This window comes from Loktanella sp. IMCC34160 (genome assembly GCF_004145845.1).
Taxonomy (GTDB): domain Bacteria; phylum Pseudomonadota; class Alphaproteobacteria; order Rhodobacterales; family Rhodobacteraceae; genus SELP01.
Window position 1 is genome coordinate 302,358 of sequence record NZ_SELP01000004.1, and the last position, 20,145, is coordinate 322,502.

Annotated in this window: 21 protein-coding genes and 1 tRNA gene; 13 read left to right on the forward strand and 9 right to left on the reverse strand. The window is 64.7% G+C overall.

Going from position 1 to position 20,145, the window contains the following annotated elements:
* The first annotated feature begins 29 nt into the window (after positions 1-29).
* Both folD and EU803_RS12595 read left to right on the forward strand, forming a co-directional pair.
* Entirely contained in the window at positions 30-929 is a 900-nt protein-coding gene (folD, locus tag EU803_RS12590; protein WP_129683320.1) for a bifunctional methylenetetrahydrofolate dehydrogenase/methenyltetrahydrofolate cyclohydrolase FolD, read from the forward strand.
* A 210-nt stretch (positions 930-1,139) separates the two neighbouring features.
* Positions 1,140-1,937: a LytTR family DNA-binding domain-containing protein gene (locus EU803_RS12595; protein ID WP_165352832.1), complete on the forward strand. Its 798-nt coding sequence runs from the start codon at positions 1,140-1,142 to the stop codon at positions 1,935-1,937.
* On the opposite strand, the gene pdeM is transcribed toward EU803_RS12595, so the two are convergent.
* Positions 1,862-2,524 carry a ligase-associated DNA damage response endonuclease PdeM gene (pdeM, locus tag EU803_RS12600; protein WP_129683323.1) on the reverse strand — a complete coding sequence of 221 codons (663 nt, stop codon included), beginning with the start codon at positions 2,522-2,524 and terminating at the stop codon, positions 1,862-1,864. The two genes, EU803_RS12595 and pdeM, sit on opposite strands and share 76 nt — an antisense overlap.
* A gap of 90 nt (positions 2,525-2,614) precedes the next feature.
* Between pdeM and EU803_RS12605 the strand changes: the two genes are divergently transcribed.
* From EU803_RS12605 to EU803_RS12640, 8 genes are all read left to right on the forward strand, one after another.
* On the forward strand, positions 2,615-5,017 hold the full coding sequence (locus tag EU803_RS12605) for a ligase-associated DNA damage response DEXH box helicase (RefSeq protein ID WP_129683325.1): 2,403 nt from the start codon (positions 2,615-2,617) through the stop codon (positions 5,015-5,017).
* A 48-nt stretch (positions 5,018-5,065) separates the two neighbouring features.
* Positions 5,066-6,049, forward strand: a complete 984-nt coding sequence (meaB, locus tag EU803_RS12610; RefSeq protein ID WP_129683327.1) for a methylmalonyl Co-A mutase-associated GTPase MeaB — start codon at positions 5,066-5,068, stop codon at positions 6,047-6,049.
* A 183-nt stretch (positions 6,050-6,232) separates the two neighbouring features.
* On the forward strand, positions 6,233-6,679 hold the full coding sequence (locus EU803_RS12615) for a MarR family winged helix-turn-helix transcriptional regulator (RefSeq protein ID WP_242494361.1): 447 nt from the start codon (positions 6,233-6,235) through the stop codon (positions 6,677-6,679).
* Positions 6,676-7,296 (forward strand): isochorismatase family cysteine hydrolase, encoded by a 621-nt coding sequence (locus EU803_RS12620; protein WP_129683328.1) that lies wholly within the window; start codon positions 6,676-6,678, stop codon positions 7,294-7,296. Before EU803_RS12615 ends, EU803_RS12620 begins: the two co-directional genes overlap by 4 nt.
* 274 nt (positions 7,297-7,570) lie before the next feature.
* Entirely contained in the window at positions 7,571-7,855 is a 285-nt protein-coding gene (gene rpmB / locus EU803_RS12625; RefSeq protein WP_129683330.1) for a 50S ribosomal protein L28, read from the forward strand.
* A gap of 117 nt (positions 7,856-7,972) precedes the next feature.
* A complete protein-coding gene (locus EU803_RS12630) occupies positions 7,973-8,329 on the forward strand; it encodes a hypothetical protein (protein WP_129683332.1) in 357 nt (118 codons plus the stop codon).
* Positions 8,330-8,369: 40 nt separating this feature from the next.
* On the forward strand, positions 8,370-8,840 hold the full coding sequence (locus tag EU803_RS12635; RefSeq protein ID WP_129683334.1) for a copper chaperone PCu(A)C: 471 nt from the start codon (positions 8,370-8,372) through the stop codon (positions 8,838-8,840).
* Positions 8,841-8,981: 141 nt separating this feature from the next.
* Positions 8,982-9,434, forward strand: a complete 453-nt coding sequence (locus tag EU803_RS12640) for a low molecular weight protein-tyrosine-phosphatase (RefSeq protein ID WP_129683336.1) — start codon at positions 8,982-8,984, stop codon at positions 9,432-9,434.
* Here EU803_RS12640 and EU803_RS12645 read toward each other — a convergent pair.
* From EU803_RS12645 to EU803_RS12670, 6 genes are all read right to left on the reverse strand, one after another.
* Positions 9,403-9,726 carry an arginine transporter gene (locus tag EU803_RS12645; RefSeq protein WP_129683338.1) on the reverse strand — a complete coding sequence of 108 codons (324 nt, stop codon included), beginning with the start codon at positions 9,724-9,726 and terminating at the stop codon, positions 9,403-9,405. The two genes, EU803_RS12640 and EU803_RS12645, sit on opposite strands and share 32 nt — an antisense overlap.
* Before the next feature lie 162 nt (positions 9,727-9,888).
* Positions 9,889-9,963, reverse strand: a tRNA-Glu gene (locus tag EU803_RS12650).
* A 90-nt stretch (positions 9,964-10,053) separates the two neighbouring features.
* Positions 10,054-11,826: a single-stranded-DNA-specific exonuclease RecJ gene (gene recJ / locus EU803_RS12655; RefSeq protein WP_129683340.1), complete on the reverse strand. Its 1,773-nt coding sequence runs from the start codon at positions 11,824-11,826 to the stop codon at positions 10,054-10,056.
* Positions 11,827-11,914: 88 nt separating this feature from the next.
* Positions 11,915-12,373: an RDD family protein gene (locus EU803_RS12660; protein WP_129683342.1), complete on the reverse strand. Its 459-nt coding sequence runs from the start codon at positions 12,371-12,373 to the stop codon at positions 11,915-11,917.
* 62 nt (positions 12,374-12,435) lie between these two features.
* Positions 12,436-12,903, reverse strand: coding sequence for a DUF2852 domain-containing protein (locus EU803_RS12665; RefSeq protein WP_129683344.1), 468 nt, complete (start codon positions 12,901-12,903; stop codon positions 12,436-12,438).
* Positions 12,904-13,061: 158 nt separating this feature from the next.
* Positions 13,062-13,532 carry a YbaK/EbsC family protein gene (locus tag EU803_RS12670; protein WP_129683346.1) on the reverse strand — a complete coding sequence of 157 codons (471 nt, stop codon included), beginning with the start codon at positions 13,530-13,532 and terminating at the stop codon, positions 13,062-13,064.
* A gap of 95 nt (positions 13,533-13,627) precedes the next feature.
* Here EU803_RS12670 and EU803_RS12675 point away from each other — a divergent pair, with 95 nt between their 5' ends.
* Together EU803_RS12675 and EU803_RS12680 are read left to right on the forward strand one after the other, a co-directional pair.
* The gene (locus EU803_RS12675; RefSeq protein ID WP_129683348.1) at positions 13,628-16,432 is read left to right on the forward strand and encodes a glutamine-synthetase adenylyltransferase; all 2,805 of its coding nucleotides are present in this window, start codon (positions 13,628-13,630) and stop codon (positions 16,430-16,432) included.
* Positions 16,407-16,682 carry a hypothetical protein gene (locus EU803_RS12680; protein WP_129683350.1) on the forward strand — a complete coding sequence of 92 codons (276 nt, stop codon included), beginning with the start codon at positions 16,407-16,409 and terminating at the stop codon, positions 16,680-16,682. The genes EU803_RS12675 and EU803_RS12680 overlap by 26 nt, the downstream gene beginning before the upstream one ends.
* Positions 16,683-16,747: 65 nt before the next feature.
* On the opposite strand, the gene eda is transcribed toward EU803_RS12680, so the two are convergent.
* Both eda and edd read right to left on the reverse strand, forming a co-directional pair.
* A complete protein-coding gene (eda, locus tag EU803_RS12685; protein WP_129683352.1) occupies positions 16,748-17,389 on the reverse strand; it encodes a bifunctional 4-hydroxy-2-oxoglutarate aldolase/2-dehydro-3-deoxy-phosphogluconate aldolase in 642 nt (213 codons plus the stop codon).
* A gap of 16 nt (positions 17,390-17,405) precedes the next feature.
* A complete protein-coding gene (gene edd / locus EU803_RS12690) occupies positions 17,406-19,208 on the reverse strand; it encodes a phosphogluconate dehydratase (RefSeq protein ID WP_129683354.1) in 1,803 nt (600 codons plus the stop codon).
* Positions 19,209-19,461: 253 nt separating this feature from the next.
* Here edd and EU803_RS12695 point away from each other — a divergent pair, with 253 nt between their 5' ends.
* Positions 19,462-20,133, forward strand: a complete 672-nt coding sequence (locus tag EU803_RS12695) for a DUF6778 family protein (protein ID WP_129683356.1) — start codon at positions 19,462-19,464, stop codon at positions 20,131-20,133.
* Positions 20,134-20,145 lie beyond the last annotated feature (12 nt).

A 20,145-nucleotide genomic window follows, 5' to 3' on the forward strand; every position in this document is an offset into this window, starting at 1 on the left:
ATCCGCCAGAAGAAAGAGGAGGCAAGGGAATGTCTGCCAAAATCATCGACGGAAAGGCCTTTGCGGCCGATGTCCGCGCCCGCGTCGCCGCCCATGTGGCGCGCCTGAAAGAAGAAAACGGGATCACCCCCGGCCTTGCCGTGGTTCTGGTGGGCGAAGACCCGGCCAGCGAGGTCTATGTCCGGTCCAAGGGCAAGCAGACCGTCGAAGTCGGGATGAACTCTTACGAACACAAGCTGGACGCCGATACATCCGAGGCGGACCTGCTGGCGCTGATCGACACCCTGAACAACGATCCGGCGGTGCATGGCATCCTTGTGCAGCTGCCGCTGCCCGGCCATCTGGATTCGGATCTGGTGATCAACTCGATCAACCCGGCGAAGGACGTGGACGGGTTCCATATTTCCAATGTGGGCCTTCTGGGCACTGGACAGAAATCCATGGTGCCCTGCACGCCGCTGGGCTGTCTGATGATGCTGCGCGACCATCACGGGTCGCTGTCGGGGATGAACGCGGTGGTGATCGGCCGCTCGAACATCGTGGGCAAGCCGATGGCCCAGCTTCTGCTGGGCGACAGCTGCACCGTGACCATCGCCCATAGCCGCACCAAGGACATCGCCGATGTGGTGCGTGGTGCCGATATCGTCGTGGCCGCCGTGGGCCGCCCGGAAATGGTGCCGGGCGACTGGATCAAGCCGGGCGCGACCGTGATTGACGTGGGCATCAACCGCCTGCCGCCTGCCGCAGAAGGGGGCAAGGCCCGTCTTGTCGGCGACTGCCATTATGACAGCTGCGCCGAGGTGGCCGGGGCAATCACGCCAGTGCCCGGCGGGGTCGGTCCGATGACGATTGCCTGCCTTCTGGCCAACACCCTGACCGCCTGCTGCCGGGCCCATGGGCTGGCCGAGCCTGAAGGGCTAACTGCCTGATATGAAACGCAACCATGCGTCCTCCCGGCACAGAGTTGCCGGGGTGATGCCGCGTGACACATTCGTGCAACGCTGGGAACTGTTTCGACCTCGGCAGGTTTTCAGGCCGCGGTCGAGTTGATATCGACCCCTCCAACCGGCGCAGACCGGATGGAGGAGTTCTTGTTTTCGTTGCTTTCGCCAGTTTGGCAATGTCTGAGTGCGCGTAGGGTGGTCATCGCATGGCTTGCGGCGTCCATCGCCGCGACTGTTACCGGCCCATTCGACACCTATACGTCGATGCCGTTTTGGACCCGCGCCGTCTATTGGTTTGGGCTGATCGCGATATCGGTGGCCTTGGGCTACTGGGTGCGCCGCGCAACGGATCGGGCGTTCGGCGCCGAGGTTGGCTTCGCGCGTCTTGAAGCGATCCGGATTCTTGGCTTCGCGGCGCTCTATGCGCCGATCATCTATTATGTAACGGACGCGATGATCGGGGTTAACATGGCCCCGAGTATGGTGGTCCTTGAACTGTTCATCCTGATCGGTGCGGTCTGCGCGATCATGTCGGTTCTGGGATATTTCATCCTTGGCATCGGCGCGCCGGAACCGCCGTTCCGGCCACGTCTGGCCGATCGTCTGCCCGAAGGGGTCACAGGCAAGATCCAACGGCTGTCGGTCGATGACCATTATGTCGAGGTCTTCATGGAAGACGGCGCCTATCATCGGCTGTTGATGCGCTTTGCCGACGCCATCGCCGAGATGGAAGGCATACCCGGTCATTGCACGCACCGGTCCCATTGGGTGGCCGACGCGGCCGTATCGGGGGCGTTTCGCCGATCCGGACGGGATTTCCTGATGCTGACCGACGGCACGGAAATCCCGGTTAGCCGCAAATACAAGCCCGAGCTTGTCGAGAGTGGGTTGTTCAATCTTTCAGCTGAACCGGTGGATCATCCGGAAACGGGCGGAGAGAAGGGCACGGCCAAGGCACGGGGCCCGGTCATGACCGCCACGGCGGGGGAATGAAACAACCCTGCAAAGGCCCGGTCGGATGACCGCAGCCCGCCGGTATAGGTGCCATAGGCCGGCAGGATCAGCCGCATGCGGTCAAAAAGGAACGCAGGCCGCCAACCGCCGCTGATCCGGTGCTTGGGGTGATAATGGCCTGACACCTCGCCCGGGGCCGCATGGGGCAGGGCAATGTGCCGAAAGGTCAACCCGGCCAGGGTCAGTTCATTCAGGTGTGTGCCGCCCAATGCCACGGGCCCCGGATCATGGTTGCCTTCGATCCAGACCCAGCGCCGCCCCGCCTGTAGCGTCGCCAAGCGATCCACGGCATCCTGTTCCAGCGCGTCGGCCGAGGACAGATCGTCGAAACTGTCGCCAAGGCAGATCACCGTTTCGGGGTCGCGGGCCGCGATGTCCGCCTCCAGCTTGTCTAGCGTGGCCTGCACCTCATACGGGGGCAACAGCCCGCCGGTGCGCCGCGCGATCCGTTCGGATTTCCCAAGGTGCAGGTCCGACACGCACAAGCCCGCATGATCCGGCAGCCAAAGCGCCCCGCTGGGCAGGGCGTGAAGCGGGGTTCCGGCAAGGGTGAATGCATGGGCCATGCCCCGGTGATGCCCGCCCGGCGCGGCGCAGGCAAGGGGGCAGGTCGATCCGCCCTTGACCTTGCCGCCCGCCCGGTCACTTTCAGGGGCATGACCGCCCTTCCGCCCCTCTTCCAGTCGTGGTTCGCCCGCCGGGGCTGGGCCATCCACCCGCATCAGCAGGCCATGTTGGACCGCGCCGCCGCCCCGGCGCTGATGCTGATCGCGCCGACGGGCGGGGGCAAGACGCTGGCCGGGTTCCTGCCCTCGCTGGTGGAACTGGCGGACGGGGCGCATCAGGGCCTTCACACGCTCTATGTCTCACCGCTCAAGGCTCTGGCCGCTGATATCCGCCGCAACCTGCGCACTCCGGTCGAGGATATGGGCCTGCCCATCCGGATCGAGGACCGGACCGGCGACACCAGCGCCACCCAGAAAAAGCGGCAGCGCGCCGATCCGCCCCATATCCTTCTGACTACCCCGGAAAGCCTTGCGCTGCTCACCTCCTACGAAGACGCGCACCGGATCTTTGCCGGGCTGAAGCGGGTCATCGTGGACGAGATTCACGCCTTGGCGGAATCCAAACGCGGAGATCAGCTGATGCTGGCGCTGTCGCGGCTTGAAACCCTGTCGCCGGGGCTGCGCCGGGTGGGCCTTTCGGCCACTGTCGAAGACCCGGCGGGCCTTGCGGCGCAACTTGCCCGTCACCCGGACCCCTGCGAGATCATTCAGGCCGACCCCGGCCCGCCGCCCGATATCGCCATGTTGGAAACCGACGACCCGCCGCCCTGGGCCGGGGGTGGTGGGGCCTATGCGATCCCGGCGATCCTTGATCTGGTGCGGCAACACAAGACGACGCTGATCTTTCACAACACCCGCGCCCAGGCCGAAATCTTCTTTCACAATCTCTGGCTGGCCAATGACGACGGCCTGCCCATCGGCATCCACCACGGCAGCCTCAGCCGCGACCAGCGCGAGGCGGTCGAGGCCGCGATGGTCGCGGGCGCGTTGCGGGCCATCGTCTGCACCGGGTCGCTGGATCTTGGGATCGATTGGGGCGATGTGGACCTTGTGGTGCAGGTCGGTGCGCCCAAGAACGTCAAACGGCTGATCCAGCGGATCGGGCGGGCCAATCACCGCTACAACGCGCCGTCCAAGGCGCGGCTGGTGCCCGCCAACCGGTTCGAGGTGGTTGAATGCCGTGCCGCGCTCGAGGCCGCCCGCGATGGCGATCTGGACGGCGATCCCAAAGGGCCGGGGCCGCGCGACGTGCTCTGCCAGCATATCCTGATCCGGGCCTGTGCCGGACCCTTTGACGAGGCCGACCTGCTGGCCGAGGTCCGCACGGTCGGGGCCTATGCCGGGCTGACCCGGGCAGAGTTCGACGATTGCCTCGATTTCGTGGCGACAGGGGGCTATGCGCTGCGGGCCTATGACCGCTGGCAGCGGCTGAAGCAGCGACCCGACAACATGTGGCAATTGCGCGACCCGCGCGCGGCCCAGCGGATCCGCATGAACCTTGGCACCATTCAGGACACCGAAACGCTCAAGGTGCGGATGCGCGGCGCGGGCAAGCCGCTGGGCGAGGTCGAGGAAAGTTTCGCCGCCAGCCTTTCGCCCGGCGACACCTTCCTGATCGGCGGGCAAATCGTGCGCTATGACGCATTGCGCGAGATGGTGGTCGAGGTCAGCCGGTCTTCGGCCAAGAAACCCCGGCTGGCGGTCTTCAGCGGTACGAAATTCGCGACCACCACACAGCTTTCGGCCCGCATCCTTGATCTTTTGGCGCAGGACAGCTGGCCCGACCTGCCGCGTCACACTGCGGAATGGCTGTCACTGCAACGGCAGGTCAGCCGGATGCCCGAAGCCGACCGTATCCTTGTCGAAAGTTTCCCGCATGACGGGCGGGCGCATACCTGTGTCTACGGATTTGCCGGCAAGAACGCTCAGCAGACCCTTGGCCTCTTGCTGACCCAGAGGATGGAGGAGTTGGGGCTTGGACCGCTTGGCTTCGTGTCGAGCGACTATGCCACTCTGATCTGGGGGCTGGACCCGGTGGACGACCCCGCGCCCCTGTTCCGGGCCGAGGGGCTGCGCGACGGGCTGGACACATGGCTGGGCGGCAACGCCGTGATGAAGCGGACCTTTCGCGGGGTGGCGACGATCGCGGGGCTGATCGAACGGAACCTGCCGCAGAACCGCAAATCGGGAAAACAGGCGACGTTTTCCAGCGATATCCTGTATGACACCCTGCGCCGCTACGATCCCGACCACCTGATGATGCGGATCACGCAAGAAGAGGCGATGCGCGGGCTGGTCGATTTTGGCCGGATCGAGGAGATGCTCGCGCGGACGGCGGGCCGGGTCGACCATATCCGGGCCGGGCGCGTCACCCCGCTTGCCGCGCCCCTGCTGCTGGAGGTGGGAAAGGTGCCGGTCATGGGCCGGGGCCGCGAACGTCTGGAAGAGGCAGAGGCGGCGGCACTGATGGCGCAGGCGGGTCTTTCTGCCTGAGGTGATGCCGCCACTGGACAGGGACGACCCAGCCCTTAAGAAGGGCACATGACCAAGACCCCGGATATCCAAGACCTTGCTGACCGGCTGCGCGCCGGGGACCGTCGCGCCCTTGCCCGCGCGATCACCCTTGTTGAAAGCGGCCGCGCCGACCACCGCGATCAGGCCATGGCCCTGCTGGAGGCCGTGGGCCATGACCGGCAGGCGCTGCGGATCGGCCTGTCGGGCACGCCGGGGGTCGGGAAATCGACCTTTATCGAAGCCTTCGGACTGCATCTGACGGGGCAGGGGCTGCGGGTCGCGGTTCTGGCCGTTGATCCGTCCAGCGCCCGCACCGGCGGGTCGATCCTTGGCGACAAGACCCGGATGGAACGCCTGTCGCGCGACCCGAATGCCTTTATCCGCCCCTCGCCATCGCAAAGCCAGCTGGGCGGGGTGGCCCGCCGCACCCGCGAGGCGGTGGCCCTGTGCGAGGCGGCAGGGTTCGACGTGGTGCTGATCGAAACCGTGGGCGTGGGCCAGTCGGAAACCATGGTGGCCGAGATGTGCGACCTGTTCCTGCTGCTGCTGGCCCCGGCGGGCGGCGACGAATTGCAGGGGGTCAAGCGCGGGATCATGGAAATCGCCGACATGATCTTGGTGAACAAGGCCGATGGCGATCTGAAACCGCAAGCGATGCGCACCTGCGCCGATTATGCCGGTGCCCTGCGTCTTCTGCGCAAACGGCCGCAAGACCCGGACGGGTTCCCCAAGGCGCTGACCGTTTCTGCCGTCGAAGGCACGGGTCTGTCCGACGCCTGGGCCGAGATGCAAGCGCTGACCGATTGGCGCCGCGATCAGGGGCATTTTGCCCGCCGCCGCACGGAACAGGCCCGCCACTGGTTCGAGGAGGAGGTGCGCCTGCAGCTTCTGGCCCGGATCGCCGGGGACGGGGCGCTGGCCGCCCGGATGCGCGACGCCGAAGCCGCCGTCCTGCGTGGAGAACTGAGCCCCGCCCGCGCCGCCGCCGCCGTTCTGGCAAGTGACAGCTAGGGGTCACCTTCGGGCACAACATGTCTGAGAATGGCAGGGTGTCGAACACGCGCACAGGAGACTTGAGAGAAACAGTCCGATCGCGGCTTTGAGCCCGGTCTGCCAGATGCTTCAAGGTGCACCAATGTCAGCTTTCGTAAAAATTGACATTGAGCTTGTCAAAATGACATGTATAATGTCAACATGAAAGCAGAACACCTTCACCGACTGATTTGGATGTCGCGCCCCTTGATGCAGGCGGCAGAAGCCTGCGTTGAAGCCGGTCTGATCGGAACCAACCTGTCCGTCCGGATGCGGGCCGTGCTGGAGATACTGGACAAGTACGGAGACCAGACAGTCCCAGAGCTTGCGGCAAGGCTCGAAATCAAACGGCAATACGTCCAGATCATGTGCAACGAGACGCTGGCTTCAGGTTTCATCGAGCAACGCTCAAATCCTCGCCACAAGCGCTCACCTATCCTTGCTTTGACCGATCGCGGCAGCGCTGTCATCGAAGAGATCATCTCAAAGGAAATGAAACTCGTGGAGGAGCTAGGTGAAAATCTAAGCAATGAAGACGTTGCTACAGCGCTTGCGGTCGTATCCGCAGTGACGGACAGCTTGAAAAAACGAGCGGGAGAGAGCGAATGACGTTCGGAATTGGTTTGGGTGCCGTAGTCCTTTTCATCATACTCTGGCTCGGCAACGGTATTCGGCGCATCGGTTCGGTCAGCGTCGGAACACCGATACCGGAACGAACAGGATCGGCGCTTCTGCTGATTGATTTACAGTCCGTATTCTGGGAACGCGGTCCTTACTCTGACGCTGCAAAAGAAGCCGCTGCAAGCACCATTCTTGAGGAAGTAAATTCTGCAAGGGCCCAAGGCCATCCCGTTATTGCCGTTCGCCAGGAATGGTCGATCCCCTCCACGAAGGCTCTGGCGACCCTCACGATGAAAGGTCAGGCCATAGAAGGCAGTGAAGGGACCGAACTTGCCGAGCAATTCTCGTCATTTCCCGAACATGTCGTTGTAAAGCGTGTGCAGGATGCCTTTGAAACCGGCGAACTGGATGCTCTTTTGGAGCGCCTCAACATCGGCAAACTGCGCCTCGTTGGTTTGGACTTTAACTATTGTGTACAGAAGACGGCGCTGGCGGCCAGAAGCCGAGGCTATGACGTTACCGTTGTGAAGGACGGAACTCTCGCAGCCGCATCGACGAATGTTGCTGAAAAGCGGATGTCGTCAGCGGGTGTGGTCCTTTCTTGAGCGGAGATTGACCCTTTTGGCGCGAACGACGTTTCGTCTCGCAGCCCGGCCTCCCGGACCCGACGCGTAATCGAGGCCGTGTCAGAGGAAAGGTGAGTATCCATCGTCAGGTGCCGAACACCAGACCAAACGCCTTTCCCGCTTGACGGACCAGAGGAATCTGCCTATTGCCCCGCCCTTGTGACGGGGCCTGCATGTGCTGGCCCCTGATGGGCATTGCCCGCCAACACAAAGCCGGCCCCGGGGGCCGGGACAACAACAAAGGAATAGACCCATGTCGCGCAAGTGCGAACTGACCGGTAAAGGCCCGATGACTGGCAACAATGTCAGCCACGCCAACAACAAGACCCGCCGCCGCTTTCTGCCGAACCTGCAGGACGTAACCCTGCAATCCGATGCTCTGGGCCGGTCGTTCCGGTTCCGCGTGTCCTCGGCCGCGCTGCGCACCGTTGACCACCGGGGTGGTCTGGACGCCTTCCTTGCCAAAGCCAAGGATGACCAGCTGTCGACCCAGGCCCTGAAGGTCAAGAAGATGATCGCGGCCGCCGCCGCCAACTGATCCGATCATCGACAGATCGAATTGCACCGCCCGGCCCCCGCGCCGGGCGTTCGCATTTCCGCCGCCGCGACCTTCTGGCGCTTTTCCCCGCCCTGTGCAGGTGCTAGCGGTTAGCCCATGAAACTGATGCGCCCCTTCGTGGCTGTCCTGATGGCCCTTGCCCTGCTGGTGACGACCCAGCAGATGGCGGCGGCGCGTGGGCAGGCCCCCGCCGTGGGCGAGGCGGTTCTGTGCATCGGCGGACAGGCGGTGACCGTGGCGCTGGACGCCAATGGGCAACCCGTCGAACAGGGCGCCGCCGCGCATTTCTGTCCCGATTGCATCCTTCATTTCACCGACACGCAGCACCCACCCGCAACCGGCGCGGTCGATCTGACACTGCGGCCGTTCCGGTTTGGCGGCGACGTCGCCACCCTTGCCGCCCCTGTTGTGGCACCGTGCCCGTCGGCCCGCGGCCCGCCTGTTTTTGTCTGACTTCCCTTCCAAGATTTCAGACAACAGACAGGAGACAGCGATGTCCTTCAAATCCACCCTAATTGGCGCGGTCAGCGCCACCCTTCTGGCACTCCCCGCCTTTGCCGCTGACGTCGAAGTGCACGATGCCTATGCCATCTCCTCTGGCGGGCCAAACGGCGCGGCCTTCATGGTCATTGAAAACACTGGCGAAACCGACCTGCGGGTCGTCGGTGTCCGCTCTGACCTTGCGGCGCGGACCGAACTGCACACCCATGTCGACGAAGGCAACGGTGTGATGCGTATGCGGCACGTCGAAGAAGGGTTCGACCTTCCCGCCGGCAGCGAACTGGTGCTGGAACGCGGCGGCAATCACGTCATGTTCATGGGCGTCAGCACCCCGTTCATCGATGGGGAAGAGATCGAGATCATTCTTGTCCTCGACACCGGAGAGGAGATTGCCGTTACCCCGGTCGTCGATAACAATCGCATGCCGATGGGGCACGGCGGGACGATGAACCACGGAAACTAGACCACCCACCGCCCCGCCTTCGACAGCAAATCAGTCGCGGGCGGGGCGGCGCCGTGCTACCTTTGACGTGTCGTCCATCGGTCAATAAGTGATCTGGGGACGATCCGGCCATGGTCGGGGCGCAATCTTGGAGGGAGACGAATGCGGGTCTTGTTTGTCTGTCTTGGGAATATCTGCCGGTCGCCTGCTGCCGAAGGGGTGGTGCGGACCCGCGCGCCCGACTGGGACACCGACAGCGCCGGAACCGGCAATTGGCATGTGGGCGAAACCCCTTACCCGCCGATGCAGAAGGCGGCGCTCGCGCGGGGGATCGATATTTCGGATCTGCGCGCGCGACAATTCCGTCCCGGTGATTTCGACCGGTTCGACCTGATCGTTGTGATGGACCGCGAAAACCTTGAAGCTGTCGAACGGCAACGCCCGATGGGTCGGACGACCCCTGTGAAGCTTTTCACCGATTTCGGGCCAGAGGGGGCAGGGGACATCGTTCCCGATCCCTATTACACCCGCGATTTCGAAGGCTGCCTGAACCTGATCGAGACCTGCGCCGACGGGCTGATCCTCAGCTACGGCACATCGCCTCGGCAGTCGTGACAAAGTTGCGGTAGCGGGCCCAGAACGCCTCTGCCGACGGGCCGTCGGCGGTGCGGGTGTCCTGTGCCTTATCCGGGTCGCCAAAGAATTCCGCCGCGCGGGACTGTTCCCGGGTCGACAGGGTCTGGTTGGCAGCAGCCTGCACGCAGGAACACAGCTGGCGGTTCGCCGCCGACCGCCCGCCCGCCATGCAGGCCTGACTGATTTCGCCGGTTGCACTGGGGGTTCCGGGCCTTCCGCCACCACAGGACGACAGGACCGCGATTGCCAGAATTGCCAGGGAAAACCGCATCTTGCATAACTTTCTGCTGCTCGGACATCGCCGGGCCGTGCCCGGTCTTCTTGGTCCGAGTATGCCAAGAAGCCGCGACCCATGCAATCGCCCCGCTGACAGGGCAACAGGCAACAAGCGGCGGGTCGCCGGGTACGATCTGGTCGGTGATTTCGGGAAAAGTGGCAGCCCGTAGGGGAATCGAACCCCTCTTTCCAGGTTGAAAACCTGGCGTCCTAACCGATAGACGAACGGGCCACTCTGTGGTGAGGCGGCTTCTAATTAAACCCGGCGACCCGCGCAAGAGGATTCGGACAGAAAAATCCGACCCGCCGAAACTTTTTCGGATCAGCCCGCCGGGGCCGCATCTTCCAGCCGCAACTGCACCGACGACCGGCCCTGCCAGTGGTTGATCTCCAGCCGACCGGCAAGGTGGAACCGCGCCCCGTTGTGCCCTTCGATCATGGGCCCAAGCGGTCCGTCAAAGGCGCCGAAGGCGATGCTGTCGATCCGCGTGCCCAGCCCGTCGGTGAAACTGAATTTCAGGTGGTTGGCGCCGACCCGCTTGGCAAAGCTGATCTGCATGTCGGCAAAGGCAAAGCGTGGGGCAGGGGCGCCCGCGCCGAAGGGCCCAGCCTGTTCAATCTGTTCGACAAGGTCCACGGTCGCCGCGCCCGGCATCAACAGCCCGTCCAGCCGCAGGTCCGCCGGGCCGATCCGGTCCGCGCCCTGCCGTGCCAGCAAGTCGCCCAACCGGTCCATCGCCGCCTCCAGCTTGTCCCGTGCCACGGTCAGCCCCGCTGCCATCCGGTGGCCGCCGCCTTTGATCAGCAGCCCCTCGGCCGCAAGCCGGTGAATGGCGGCCCCAAGGTCGATCCCCGAGACGGACCGGCCCGATCCCTTGCCTTCGTCCCCGTCGAACCCGATCACGATGGCGGGCCGGTTGGTGGCCTCTTTCAACCGGCTGGCGACAATGCCCACGACACCGGGGTGCCACCCATCGCCCGCGGCCCAGACCAGCGGGCCATCCATGCCCCGTGCCTCGGCCTGTTCAAGGGCCAGGTCGCGCACGGTGTTTTCGATCTCGCGCCGGTCCTTGTTCAACCCGTCCAGAATTTCGGCCAGCGCCTGTGCCTCGGCCCGGTCGGCGGTGGCCAGAAGTCGCGCGCCAAGGTCCGCCTTGCCGATCCGCCCGCCCGCGTTCACCCGCGGTCCCAGCAGGAACCCGAGGTGATAGCTGTTGGGCGCCGTATCCATCCCCGCCACGTCCGACAGGGCCACGATGCCGGGCCGCTGCCTGCGGCCCATCACGGCCAGCCCCTGCCGGACAAAGGCCCGGTTCACCCCGATCAGGGGCGCGACATCGGCAACGGTGCCCAGCGCCACGAGGTCCAGCAGGTCCATCAGGTTCGGCCCGGTCACACCCTTGGCCCGCAATTGCCGGTTCGCCTCGACCAACATCAGGAACACGACCCCCGCGGCGCAGAGATGGCCAAGATCGCCGCTTTCGTCCTGCCGGTTGGGGTTCACCACGGCCACGGCAGGGGGCAGGGTTTCGCCGCCAAGGTGGTGGTCCAGAACAACCACATCCGCCCCCTTGGCCGCGGCAATCGGCCCGTGCGACAGCGTCCCGCAGTCCACGCAGACAATCAGGGGATGGGTGCGGGCAAGATCCTCCATCGCCGGTTCGTTCGGGCCATAGCCTTCGTCGATCCGGTCGGGGATATAAAGGGTCGCCTGCCGCCCCATGTCCCGCAGCCAGGAAATCAGCAGCGCTGCGGATGTGCCGCCATCGACGTCATAATCGGCGAAGATGGCGATCTTCTCGCGGGTATCTACGGCGTGCAGGAACCGCTCTGTCGCTTTGCCCATGTCCTTCAGCGTCAGCGGATCGGGCAAGAGATCCCGCAGGGTGGGCGAAAGATAGCTGTCCGCCTCCTGCGCCAAAACCCCGCGCCGGACGAGGGTCCGGCACAGGGGCAGGGGCAGGCCGGTTTGCTGGGCCATCGCCTCTGACTGGCGGTCATCCTCGATGCCGGGGCCGATCCAGCGCCGTCCGGTGGCCGAGGTTTCAACGCCAAGAAAGGCCGGTGCGCGCGCAATATCTGGGGTGTCTGTCATGTCGGCATACTAGGGGCCGGGAAACAGATTCGCCACGCGCGAAAATGGCCCGGCGCAAGGACCGGGCCATTTCGGGGATGCAAAGGGGTCAGCGGGCCAGCCGGTTCACCATCGCGGTGTTCATCACCATGTCGGTCAGACCCTGACGGCGATCCGACAAGAGCATCAGCACGATGGACACGAGTTGCAGCGGCGCGACCGTGATCGACACCGTGAAACCCAGCGTGTGCAGAAACGCCTCGCCGCTATCGAGCTTCTGGCGGTTGGTGTTGCGCAACTCGACCGCCATCAGCCGCATCCCCCATGTTGCGCCGGTTCCGGCGATCGTCCACCAGCGGTAGAAGAACCCGATCACCAGCATCATCGCCGGGAAAAACAGTACCCCGACAAAGGCAGTGAAGGGCAGGGCGAGACCGGCGAGAATGGCAACGATGGTCGCATCGACGATCCAGGCGATCAGGCGCTTGGACAGGACGCCGGCGTAGACCTCTGGCTGGTGCGCGGGGTCGGGAAGGCCAAGGGAAGCAGAGTAATCAGCGGCAGACATGGGTGTGGTCCTTGAAATGCGTCAGAACGGCGGGCGCCCCATGCGGGGGGCGCCCAGAGGGATCACTTGGGTTCGCCTGCGGCGTCGTCGATATCGTCGACATCGGCGGTCGACCGCTTGGCCCGGTCGTTCATGAACTGGTCGAACTCGGACTTGTCCTTGGCTTCGCGCAGGCGCTCCAGGAATTCTTCGAAGCTGCGCTGCTCGTCTTCCAGCCGGCGAAGGGTGTCGGACTTGTAGGCGTCAAAGGCGGTGTTGCCCGAGGATTTGAAAGCGGCGCGGAAATGCGTCTTGGTCATGTGGTTGCGGGAATGGGCACAGCTGCGGGAAAACATGCGTTTGCTCCAGATCATGTAGGCAAGAAGGGCAAGGCCGACAGGCCAGAAGAAGATGAAGCCAAGCACCATGGCGGCGATCCAGGCGCCCTTGCCACGGTCATCCAGCCAGCGTTCGGCGCGGGTAAAGAATCCGGGGGCATCCTGCGCGGGGGCGTAGGGCCGGGACGGCGGGTGGAGAGAGGCGTCAGACATCGGGGGCTCCTTGCGGGTTATGGGTTTATGTGAATGGCTTTCACATTACAGCATATCGGAACCATACCCCCAGCCTGCAAGGGTTGATGTAAAAGTTTTTAACATAAGCAGGGTGAAGGCAACTCAAGCCTTTGTAAAGGCGCGAATAAAATCTTCCGTCACACCGTGAAATCGGCCTGTTCCGCACCCGTGATCCGGGGCAAATCCGCCGGATCGATGGGAAAAACATGGCGTGGGGTGCCCGCCGCGGCCCAGACCTGATCGAAGTCGAACAGGCGCGGATCCATGTAGATGCGGGGTGGTGTCAGGTGCCCGACCGGGCTGACCCCGCCGATGGCAAAGCCGGTTGTCGCCCGCACGAAATCCGCATCCGCGCGGCCCAGCGGTTCGCCCGCGACCGCACCCACCTTCGCCGGATCGACCCGGTTGCCGCCCGCAGTCAGGAACAGAACGACCTGCCCACTGGTCTCGCCCCGGAAGACGATGGATTTGACGATCTGGTCCAGCGCGCAGCCGACCGCCGCCGCGGCGTCTTCCGCCGTGCGGGTCGTATCGGCCATTTCGACCGGCTCCGCCGCCAGCCCGGCGTCGCGCAATGCCGCCCGCACCCGTTTCAAACTCTTGCTCATCACAGCCTCTTTCAATCTTGCCCCGACTGAACCCCAGCGGCCCGACGAACTCAAGCCAGATTGACGCCCCCCGAGCCGCGTTCCATCCTGTGCCCATGACATTCGAATCCCGCCTGACCCGCAGCCCCGATCCTTTTGACACCGACCGTGGCGCAGAGGCGCGGGCGCAGTTTTCCGACCTTTCGGCTCCGGTTCAGGGGCTGATCGACGGGGCGGCCGGGTGCAGCCCCTATCTGTCTGGTCTGCTCTCGCGCGAGGGGGACTGGATTCGCCCCGCCTTCGACGACCCCGAGGGGGCGATGGACGCCCTGCTGGCAGAGGTCGCCGCGACCCCATACGACAGCCTCGCCCCCGATCTGCGCCGCGCCAAGCGCCGGGTCGCGCTTCTGGCGGGGCTGGCGGATCTTGGCGGGGTCTGGCCATTGGAACAGGTCACGCAGGCCCTGACGGACTTTGCTGATGCTGCGGTCGATGTCTGTCTGCGGCGCCTGACCGCCGCCCATATCCGGCGCAAGAAACTGCCCGGTTTCAGCGAAGACGACGCCGAGACCGCCTGTGGCATGGTCGCGCTGGCAATGGGCAAGATGGGCGCGGGAGAGTTGAATTACTCTTCCGACATCGACCTGATCATGCTGTTCGATCAGGACCGGCTGACCGAAGACACCTATGACGAGGCGCGGATGGGCTTCGTCAAGATCACCCGGCTGATGACGGGGATTCTGGCCGATGTGACGGCCGAGGGCTATGTCTTCCGCACCGACCTGCGGCTGCGGCCCGACGCCTCTGTCACGCCGGTCTGCCTGTCGATGGGGGCGGCGGAAAGCTACTACGAAGGGGTTGGCCGGACGTGGGAACGGGCGGCCTATATCAAGGCCCGTCCCTGTGCGGGCGATATCCACGCGGGCGCGGGGTTCATCGAAACCCTGCGGCCTTTCATCTGGCGCAAACACCTTGATTTCGCAGCGATTCAGGATGCCCACGACATGCGTCTGCGCATCCGCGATCACAAGGGGCTGCACGGTCCGCTGTCGCTGGACGGGCACAATATGAAACTTGGCCGCGGCGGCATCCGCGAGATCGAGTTCTTCACCCAGACCCGGCAGTTGATCGCAGGTGGCCGCGACCCCAAGCTGCGCGTTCGGGGGACGAAGGCGGGGCTTGAGAAGCTCGCGGCGTCCGGTTGGGTGCCCGAAGATCACGCGGCCAAGCTCTATGACCACTATCGGTTCCACCGCGAGGTCGAACACCGGGTCCAGATGGTCGCCGATCAACAGACCCATCACCTTCCCGCGAACGAGGAAGGCTGGGCGCGGCTTGCAGCCTTCATGGGCCGGGATGTCAGCGGGCTGCGCCGCGAACTGACCGACCGCATCGAGGATGTGCACGCCCTGACCGAAGGCTTCTTCGCCCCCGGCCATGCCCGCACCCCGAAAGAGGACTTCGGAGCCGAGATTACCGCCCGCTGGCCCAACTACCCGGCGTTGCGGTCCGCCCGCGCGGTCGAGATTTTCAATCGCCTTCGGCCCGAGATCATGGGCGCGCTGTCCGAGGCGGCAAAGCCGGAAGAGGCGCTTCTGAATTTCGACGGGTTCCTTGCGGGCCTGCCCGCCGGGGTGCAGCTGTTTTCCCTGTTCGAGGCAAACCCGCAACTGACCCGGCTGGTAGTCGATGTCTGCGCCACCGCGCCCGCGCTGGCGGCCTATCTGTCGCGCAACGCCGATGTCTTCGACATGGTGATCGGCGGCGGATTCTTTTCCGACTGGCCGGGGGCCGACGGGCTGGTGGCCAGCCTGACCCGCGCCATGTCAGAGGCGGCGGATTACGAAGACCGGCTGAACATGGCCCGCCGCTGGATGAAGGAATGGCATTTCCGGGTCGGGGTTCATCACCTGCGAGGTCTGATCGACGCGACCGAGGCCGGGCGCCAATACGCCGATATCGCCGAGGCGACGATTGCCGGACTTTGGCCGGTCGTGGTCGAGGATTTCAGCGCCAAGCATGGTGCGCCTCCGGGGCGGGGCGGGGTCATGCTTGGGATGGGGTCGCTGGGGGCCGCGCGGCTGAACGCCGGGTCGGACCTTGACCTGATCATGATCTATGATGCCGACGGCGTGGAAGGATCAGAGGGGCGCCGCCCGCTGGCGACCCGGCCCTACTATGCCCGACTGACACAAGCCTTGGTGACGGCGGTTACCGCGCCGATGTCGGACGGACGATTGTACGAGGTCGACATGCGGCTGCGCCCGTCCGGGCGGCAGGGGCCGGTTGCCACATCCTTTGCAAGCTTTCAGGACTACCAGCGCACAGAGGCCTGGACATGGGAACACCTTGCCCTGACCCGCGCCCGCCCGATCGCGGGTAATATGGACCTCGGGGCCGAGGTCGAAACCTTCCGGCAGGCCCTGCTGCAGGACAAGGCTGGCGGGGAAACCGTGCTGGCCGATGTGGCCGATATGCGGGCGCGGATTGCCGCCGCGAAACCGCCACAGGGGGACTGGGACGCCAAGATCGGGCCGGGGCGGCTGCAGGACGTGGAACTGGCCGCCCAGACTGTTACCCTGCAATCCGGCAGCCCGGCCCGTGAAATAAGGGCCCAATTGGCCGCTGGTGTCGGTTCTGGACGCCTGAGTGACGCGGATGCAGAGGCGCTTTCGACCGCGGCAGGGCTTTTCTGGCAGCTGCAAGCCTCTGCAAGATTGCTGACGGGCGGGGAATTAAAACCGGAAGAGCTTGGCGAAGCTGGGCGCAGGCTTATCTTGCGGGAGACAGGGTATGAGACAACGGATCGCTTGCTGGCCGCAATGGGGACGGTCGCAGAAACGGCGGACGCGGTCATTTCGCGGCTCCTGTCTGGGGTCGCGCGGGAGACGAATGATGACAAGAGCCAAGGATCCGATTGATCCGCGGGGCCTGATCCGCGAAGCCTACCGGATCGAAGGGATCAGCGCGCCGGAATGCCGGTCGATCTTCTTCGACTGGGCGCTGGGCATCCCGGTGGATTCCAATACGGACGAGATGGTCCGTGCGCTTCTGGCACGCTATGCCGACGAACCGGCGGACCACCCGATGACCGAAACCCTGAAGGCCGCGCTGGACAAAGCCAACGCGCCACGCCGCAGGGGTGGACGGGCCGCGCGGGCCCGGGATTAGGATATAAGGCAGAACGTCGCGAACGGTGGGCGCAAGGTGGGTCCTGACCCACCTTGACCGATCATTCAGCGGGGCAGGCGGGCCGCCTCGGCGGCCAGTGCGGTGATCCCGTCCCAGTCGCCTGCCGTGACCATGTCTTTCGGGGCGACCCAGCTGCCGCCGACGCAGAGCGTGTTCGACAACCCAAGGTAATCGCCCGCATTCTTCAGGCTGATCCCGCCGGTCGGGCAGAACTTGACCTGCGGCAGCGGGGCGCCAATGGCCTTGAGCGCCGGTGCGCCGCCGTTGGCCTCGGCCGGAAAGAATTTCTGCACGGTGTAGCCGCGTTCCAGAAGACGCATCACCTCGGACGAGGTCGCCGCGCCGGGCAGCAGCGGCAATTCATTCGCTTCGCAGGCGTCCAGCAGACGGTCGGTCGCGCCCGGCGAGACGCCAAAGCTGGCCCCGGCTCGCTTCGCGGCTTCCACATCTGCGGAGGTCAGAAGGGTGCCCGCGCCGACAACGCCGCCCTCGACTTTTGCCATCTCTGCAATCGCCTCCAGCGCGGCGGGGGTGCGCAGGGTCACTTCCAGCGCCGGAAGCCCGCCCGCGACCAGCGCGCGCGCCAGCCCTTCGGCCTGACCTGCATCGTCGATCACAAGGACCGGAACGACCGGGGCCAGTTCGCAGACTTTGCGGGCCAGTTCAGATGCCTGTTGAGTTGTCATATCTCGGTCTCCAATGTCAAAGGATCGTGCAGGCGCCGTCGGCGGCAAGCCCGACGTTCCGGCGGAAGGTTTCAAACAGTTCGCGCCCGACGCCGTTGCCATTTCCGGTCAGATCGGCGGGGGCCGGGGTCCGCCCGGTCAGGTCGGCCAGTACGTCCAGCGTGCCCTTGGTGGCATCAAGCCGGATCACGTCGCCATCCTGCACCAGCGCCAGCGGCCCGCCATCGGCGGCCTCAGGGCAGACATGGATCGCGGCGGGCACCTTGCCGGACGCGCCCGACATCCGCCCGTCGGTCACCAGTGCGACCTTCAGCCCCCGGTCCTGCAACACGGCAAGCGTCGGCGTCAGCGAATGCAGTTCCGGCATCCCGTTGGATTTCGGGCCCTGGTAGCGGACCACCACGATGGTGTCCTCGGTAAACTCGCCGTTCTTGAAGGCGGTCTTTACGTCGGCCTGATCGTGGAACACGCGGGCCTTTGCCTCGACAATATGGCGTTCCTCGGCCACGGCAGAAGTCTTGATGACCCCGCGCCCAAGGTTGCCCGACAGTTGGGTCAGGCCGCCATGGGCATGGAACGGGTCCGACGCGGGGCGCAGGATCTTGTCATTCAGGCTGACCTTTGTGCCCGGCACATAGGTCACGCGCCCGTCCTTCAACTGCGGCTCTTGCGTGTAATGTTCCAGCCCGTCGCCGACCACGGTCTTGGTGTCGGGATGCAACAGACCGGCGTTCAGCAGATCGCCGATCATATAACCCAGGCCGCCAGCGGCGTGGAAATGGTTCACGTCGGCCAGCCCGTTGGGATAGACCTTTGCCATCAGCGGTGTGACCTCGGACAGGTCATGGAAATCCTCAAGGTCAAGGATCACACCGGCGGCCCGGGCCATGGCGGGCAGGTGCAGAACAAGGTTCGTCGAGCCGCCGGTCGCCATCAGCCCGACAATCCCGTTCACGAATGCCTTTTCGTCCAGAATGTCGCTAACCGGGCGGAAGTCGTTGCCCAACGCGGTGATCTCCAGCGCCCGCTCGGCGCCCGCCACCGTCAGCGCATCGCGCAGCGGCGTGTTCGGGTTGACAAAGGACGACCCCGGCAGGTGGAGCCCCATGAATTCCATCAGCATCTGGTTGGTGTTGGCGGTGCCGTAGAAGGTGCAGGTGCCCGGCCCGTGATAACTGGCCATTTCCGCCTTCATCAGCTCTTCGCGGCCGATTTCTCCGGTCGCGAACTTCTGGCGGATCTTGGCCTTTTCGTCGTTCGGCAGGCCCGACGGCATCGGCCCCGCAGGCAGGAACACCGAGGGGATATAGCCGAAGGTCGCGGCGGCAATGATCAGCCCCGGCACGATCTTGTCGCAGACCCCAAGGTAGAGGGCGGCGTCAAACACATTGTGCGACAGGCCCACCCCGGCGGACAGCGCGATCACGTCGCGGGAAAACAGCGACAGCTCCATCCCCGTTTGCCCCTGCGTGACCCCGTCACACATCGCAGGCACCCCGCCCGCGACCTGCGCGGTCGCCCCAGCGGCCCGGGCAGCGGCCCGGATCAGGTCGGGATAACGTTCATAGGGCTGATGCGCCGACAGCATGTCGTTATAGGCGGTGATGATCCCGATATTCGGAGCCTTGTCGGCGCTCAGGGTCGGCTTGTCATCGCCCATCGCGGCATAGGCATGGGCAAGGTTGCCACAGGACAGATGCGCCCGGCGCGGGCCTTCGGCGGCAGCGCGGGCCATGGTGTCGAGATAGGTTTTCCGCGTGCGTTCACTGCGGGCGCGGATCCTGTCGGTCACGGCGGCGATGGTGGCATTCAGCGGCATTTCATAGGTCCTTCGGGTCAATTCGGGCCGGGTCTAGCAGGTCTTGTTAGCGCTAACAACCCGTGATTTCGTCTTGGGGCCGGTCAGTTTTGCCGCAGGGGTGGGGCTGAATCGTTGCCCAAAAGACTCACATTCCCTGCCTTTTCATCAAATTGGACCGGCTTGGCCACATTCCTGCCCCGTTCCAAGCGGAAGGATGAAGTCAGCCGATTGGGGGGCCAACAACTTGGGGCAGAAGCCCCGGAGGACAGAAATGAAACTTCTGCGCATCGTTGCACTCGCAGCCCTTGGCCTTGGCGTGGCCGGCTGTTCCTCGGTCGATACTGTAACACGAAACCAGCCTGTCAGCGAACCGCTTGCGGCGCCTGCGGACATTGAACGGTCCTATACCGTGACCAATGTGGTCGCCATGGTCCCGTCGAACCTGAAGGCATCGGAACGCAACGGGTATTACCCGATGGCCGATATTGTCTGGCGCGGTGATCCGATCGGCAACCGGCACATGCAGCTGGCCCAGCTTTTCGAAACGGCCGCCGCGCGTCATGCCGAAACCCTGCAAGGCGATATCCCGGTCGTGGCCGAAGTGGTGCTGAACCGGTTCCACGGCGTGACCGAGCGGACCCGGTTCTCGGTGGGCGGTGTCTATAACGTTGTCTTCACGCTGACGGTCCGCCATGCGGAAACCGGGGCGATCATCGAAGGGCCGCGTCAGGTCGTGGCCAATCTTCCCGCACCCGGTGGCGAAGCCGCCCTTGCGCTGGAACACGCAGGCCAGACCGAAAAGGTCCGGATGACCGACTTCCTGACCACCGTTCTTGCCCGCGAACTTGGCGCTGGCCCGGCCGAGGTTGCCCCGGTCCCGGTGCCCGGCGACGACGACTTGATCGTCTCGCAGGCGATGCTGCAAACAGGCGTCTTCCGCTAGTCCCGGAAACCC

What these genes read in the sequence shown, in the direction of transcription:
- EU803_RS12660 (WP_129683342.1), bottom strand. Translation starts at nt 12,373, where the DNA reads ATGTCTGCCGCTGATTACTCTGCTTCCCTTGGCCTTCCCGACCCCGCG.
- EU803_RS12640 (WP_129683336.1), top strand. Translation starts at nt 8,982, where the DNA reads ATGCGGGTCTTGTTTGTCTGTCTTGGGAATATCTGCCGGTCGCCTGCT.
- folD (WP_129683320.1), top strand. Translation starts at nt 30, where the DNA reads ATGTCTGCCAAAATCATCGACGGAAAGGCCTTTGCGGCCGATGTCCGC.
- EU803_RS12680 (WP_129683350.1), top strand. Translation starts at nt 16,407, where the DNA reads ATGACAAGAGCCAAGGATCCGATTGATCCGCGGGGCCTGATCCGCGAA.
- recJ (WP_129683340.1), bottom strand. Translation starts at nt 11,826, where the DNA reads ATGACAGACACCCCAGATATTGCGCGCGCACCGGCCTTTCTTGGCGTT.
- EU803_RS12645 (WP_129683338.1), bottom strand. Translation starts at nt 9,726, where the DNA reads ATGCGGTTTTCCCTGGCAATTCTGGCAATCGCGGTCCTGTCGTCCTGT.
- EU803_RS12605 (WP_129683325.1), top strand. Translation starts at nt 2,615, where the DNA reads ATGACCGCCCTTCCGCCCCTCTTCCAGTCGTGGTTCGCCCGCCGGGGC.
- EU803_RS12665 (WP_129683344.1), bottom strand. Translation starts at nt 12,903, where the DNA reads ATGTCTGACGCCTCTCTCCACCCGCCGTCCCGGCCCTACGCCCCCGCG.
- edd (WP_129683354.1), bottom strand. Translation starts at nt 19,208, where the DNA reads ATGCCGCTGAATGCCACCATCGCCGCCGTGACCGACAGGATCCGCGCC.
- EU803_RS12620 (WP_129683328.1), top strand. Translation starts at nt 6,676, where the DNA reads ATGACGTTCGGAATTGGTTTGGGTGCCGTAGTCCTTTTCATCATACTC.
- EU803_RS12635 (WP_129683334.1), top strand. Translation starts at nt 8,370, where the DNA reads ATGTCCTTCAAATCCACCCTAATTGGCGCGGTCAGCGCCACCCTTCTG.
- meaB (WP_129683327.1), top strand. Translation starts at nt 5,066, where the DNA reads ATGACCAAGACCCCGGATATCCAAGACCTTGCTGACCGGCTGCGCGCC.
- pdeM (WP_129683323.1), bottom strand. Translation starts at nt 2,524, where the DNA reads ATGGCCCATGCATTCACCCTTGCCGGAACCCCGCTTCACGCCCTGCCC.
- eda (WP_129683352.1), bottom strand. Translation starts at nt 17,389, where the DNA reads ATGACAACTCAACAGGCATCTGAACTGGCCCGCAAAGTCTGCGAACTG.
- EU803_RS12615 (WP_242494361.1), top strand. Translation starts at nt 6,233, where the DNA reads ATGAAAGCAGAACACCTTCACCGACTGATTTGGATGTCGCGCCCCTTG.
- EU803_RS12695 (WP_129683356.1), top strand. Translation starts at nt 19,462, where the DNA reads ATGAAACTTCTGCGCATCGTTGCACTCGCAGCCCTTGGCCTTGGCGTG.
- EU803_RS12630 (WP_129683332.1), top strand. Translation starts at nt 7,973, where the DNA reads ATGAAACTGATGCGCCCCTTCGTGGCTGTCCTGATGGCCCTTGCCCTG.
- EU803_RS12670 (WP_129683346.1), bottom strand. Translation starts at nt 13,532, where the DNA reads ATGAGCAAGAGTTTGAAACGGGTGCGGGCGGCATTGCGCGACGCCGGG.
- rpmB (WP_129683330.1), top strand. Translation starts at nt 7,571, where the DNA reads ATGTCGCGCAAGTGCGAACTGACCGGTAAAGGCCCGATGACTGGCAAC.
- EU803_RS12675 (WP_129683348.1), top strand. Translation starts at nt 13,628, where the DNA reads ATGACATTCGAATCCCGCCTGACCCGCAGCCCCGATCCTTTTGACACC.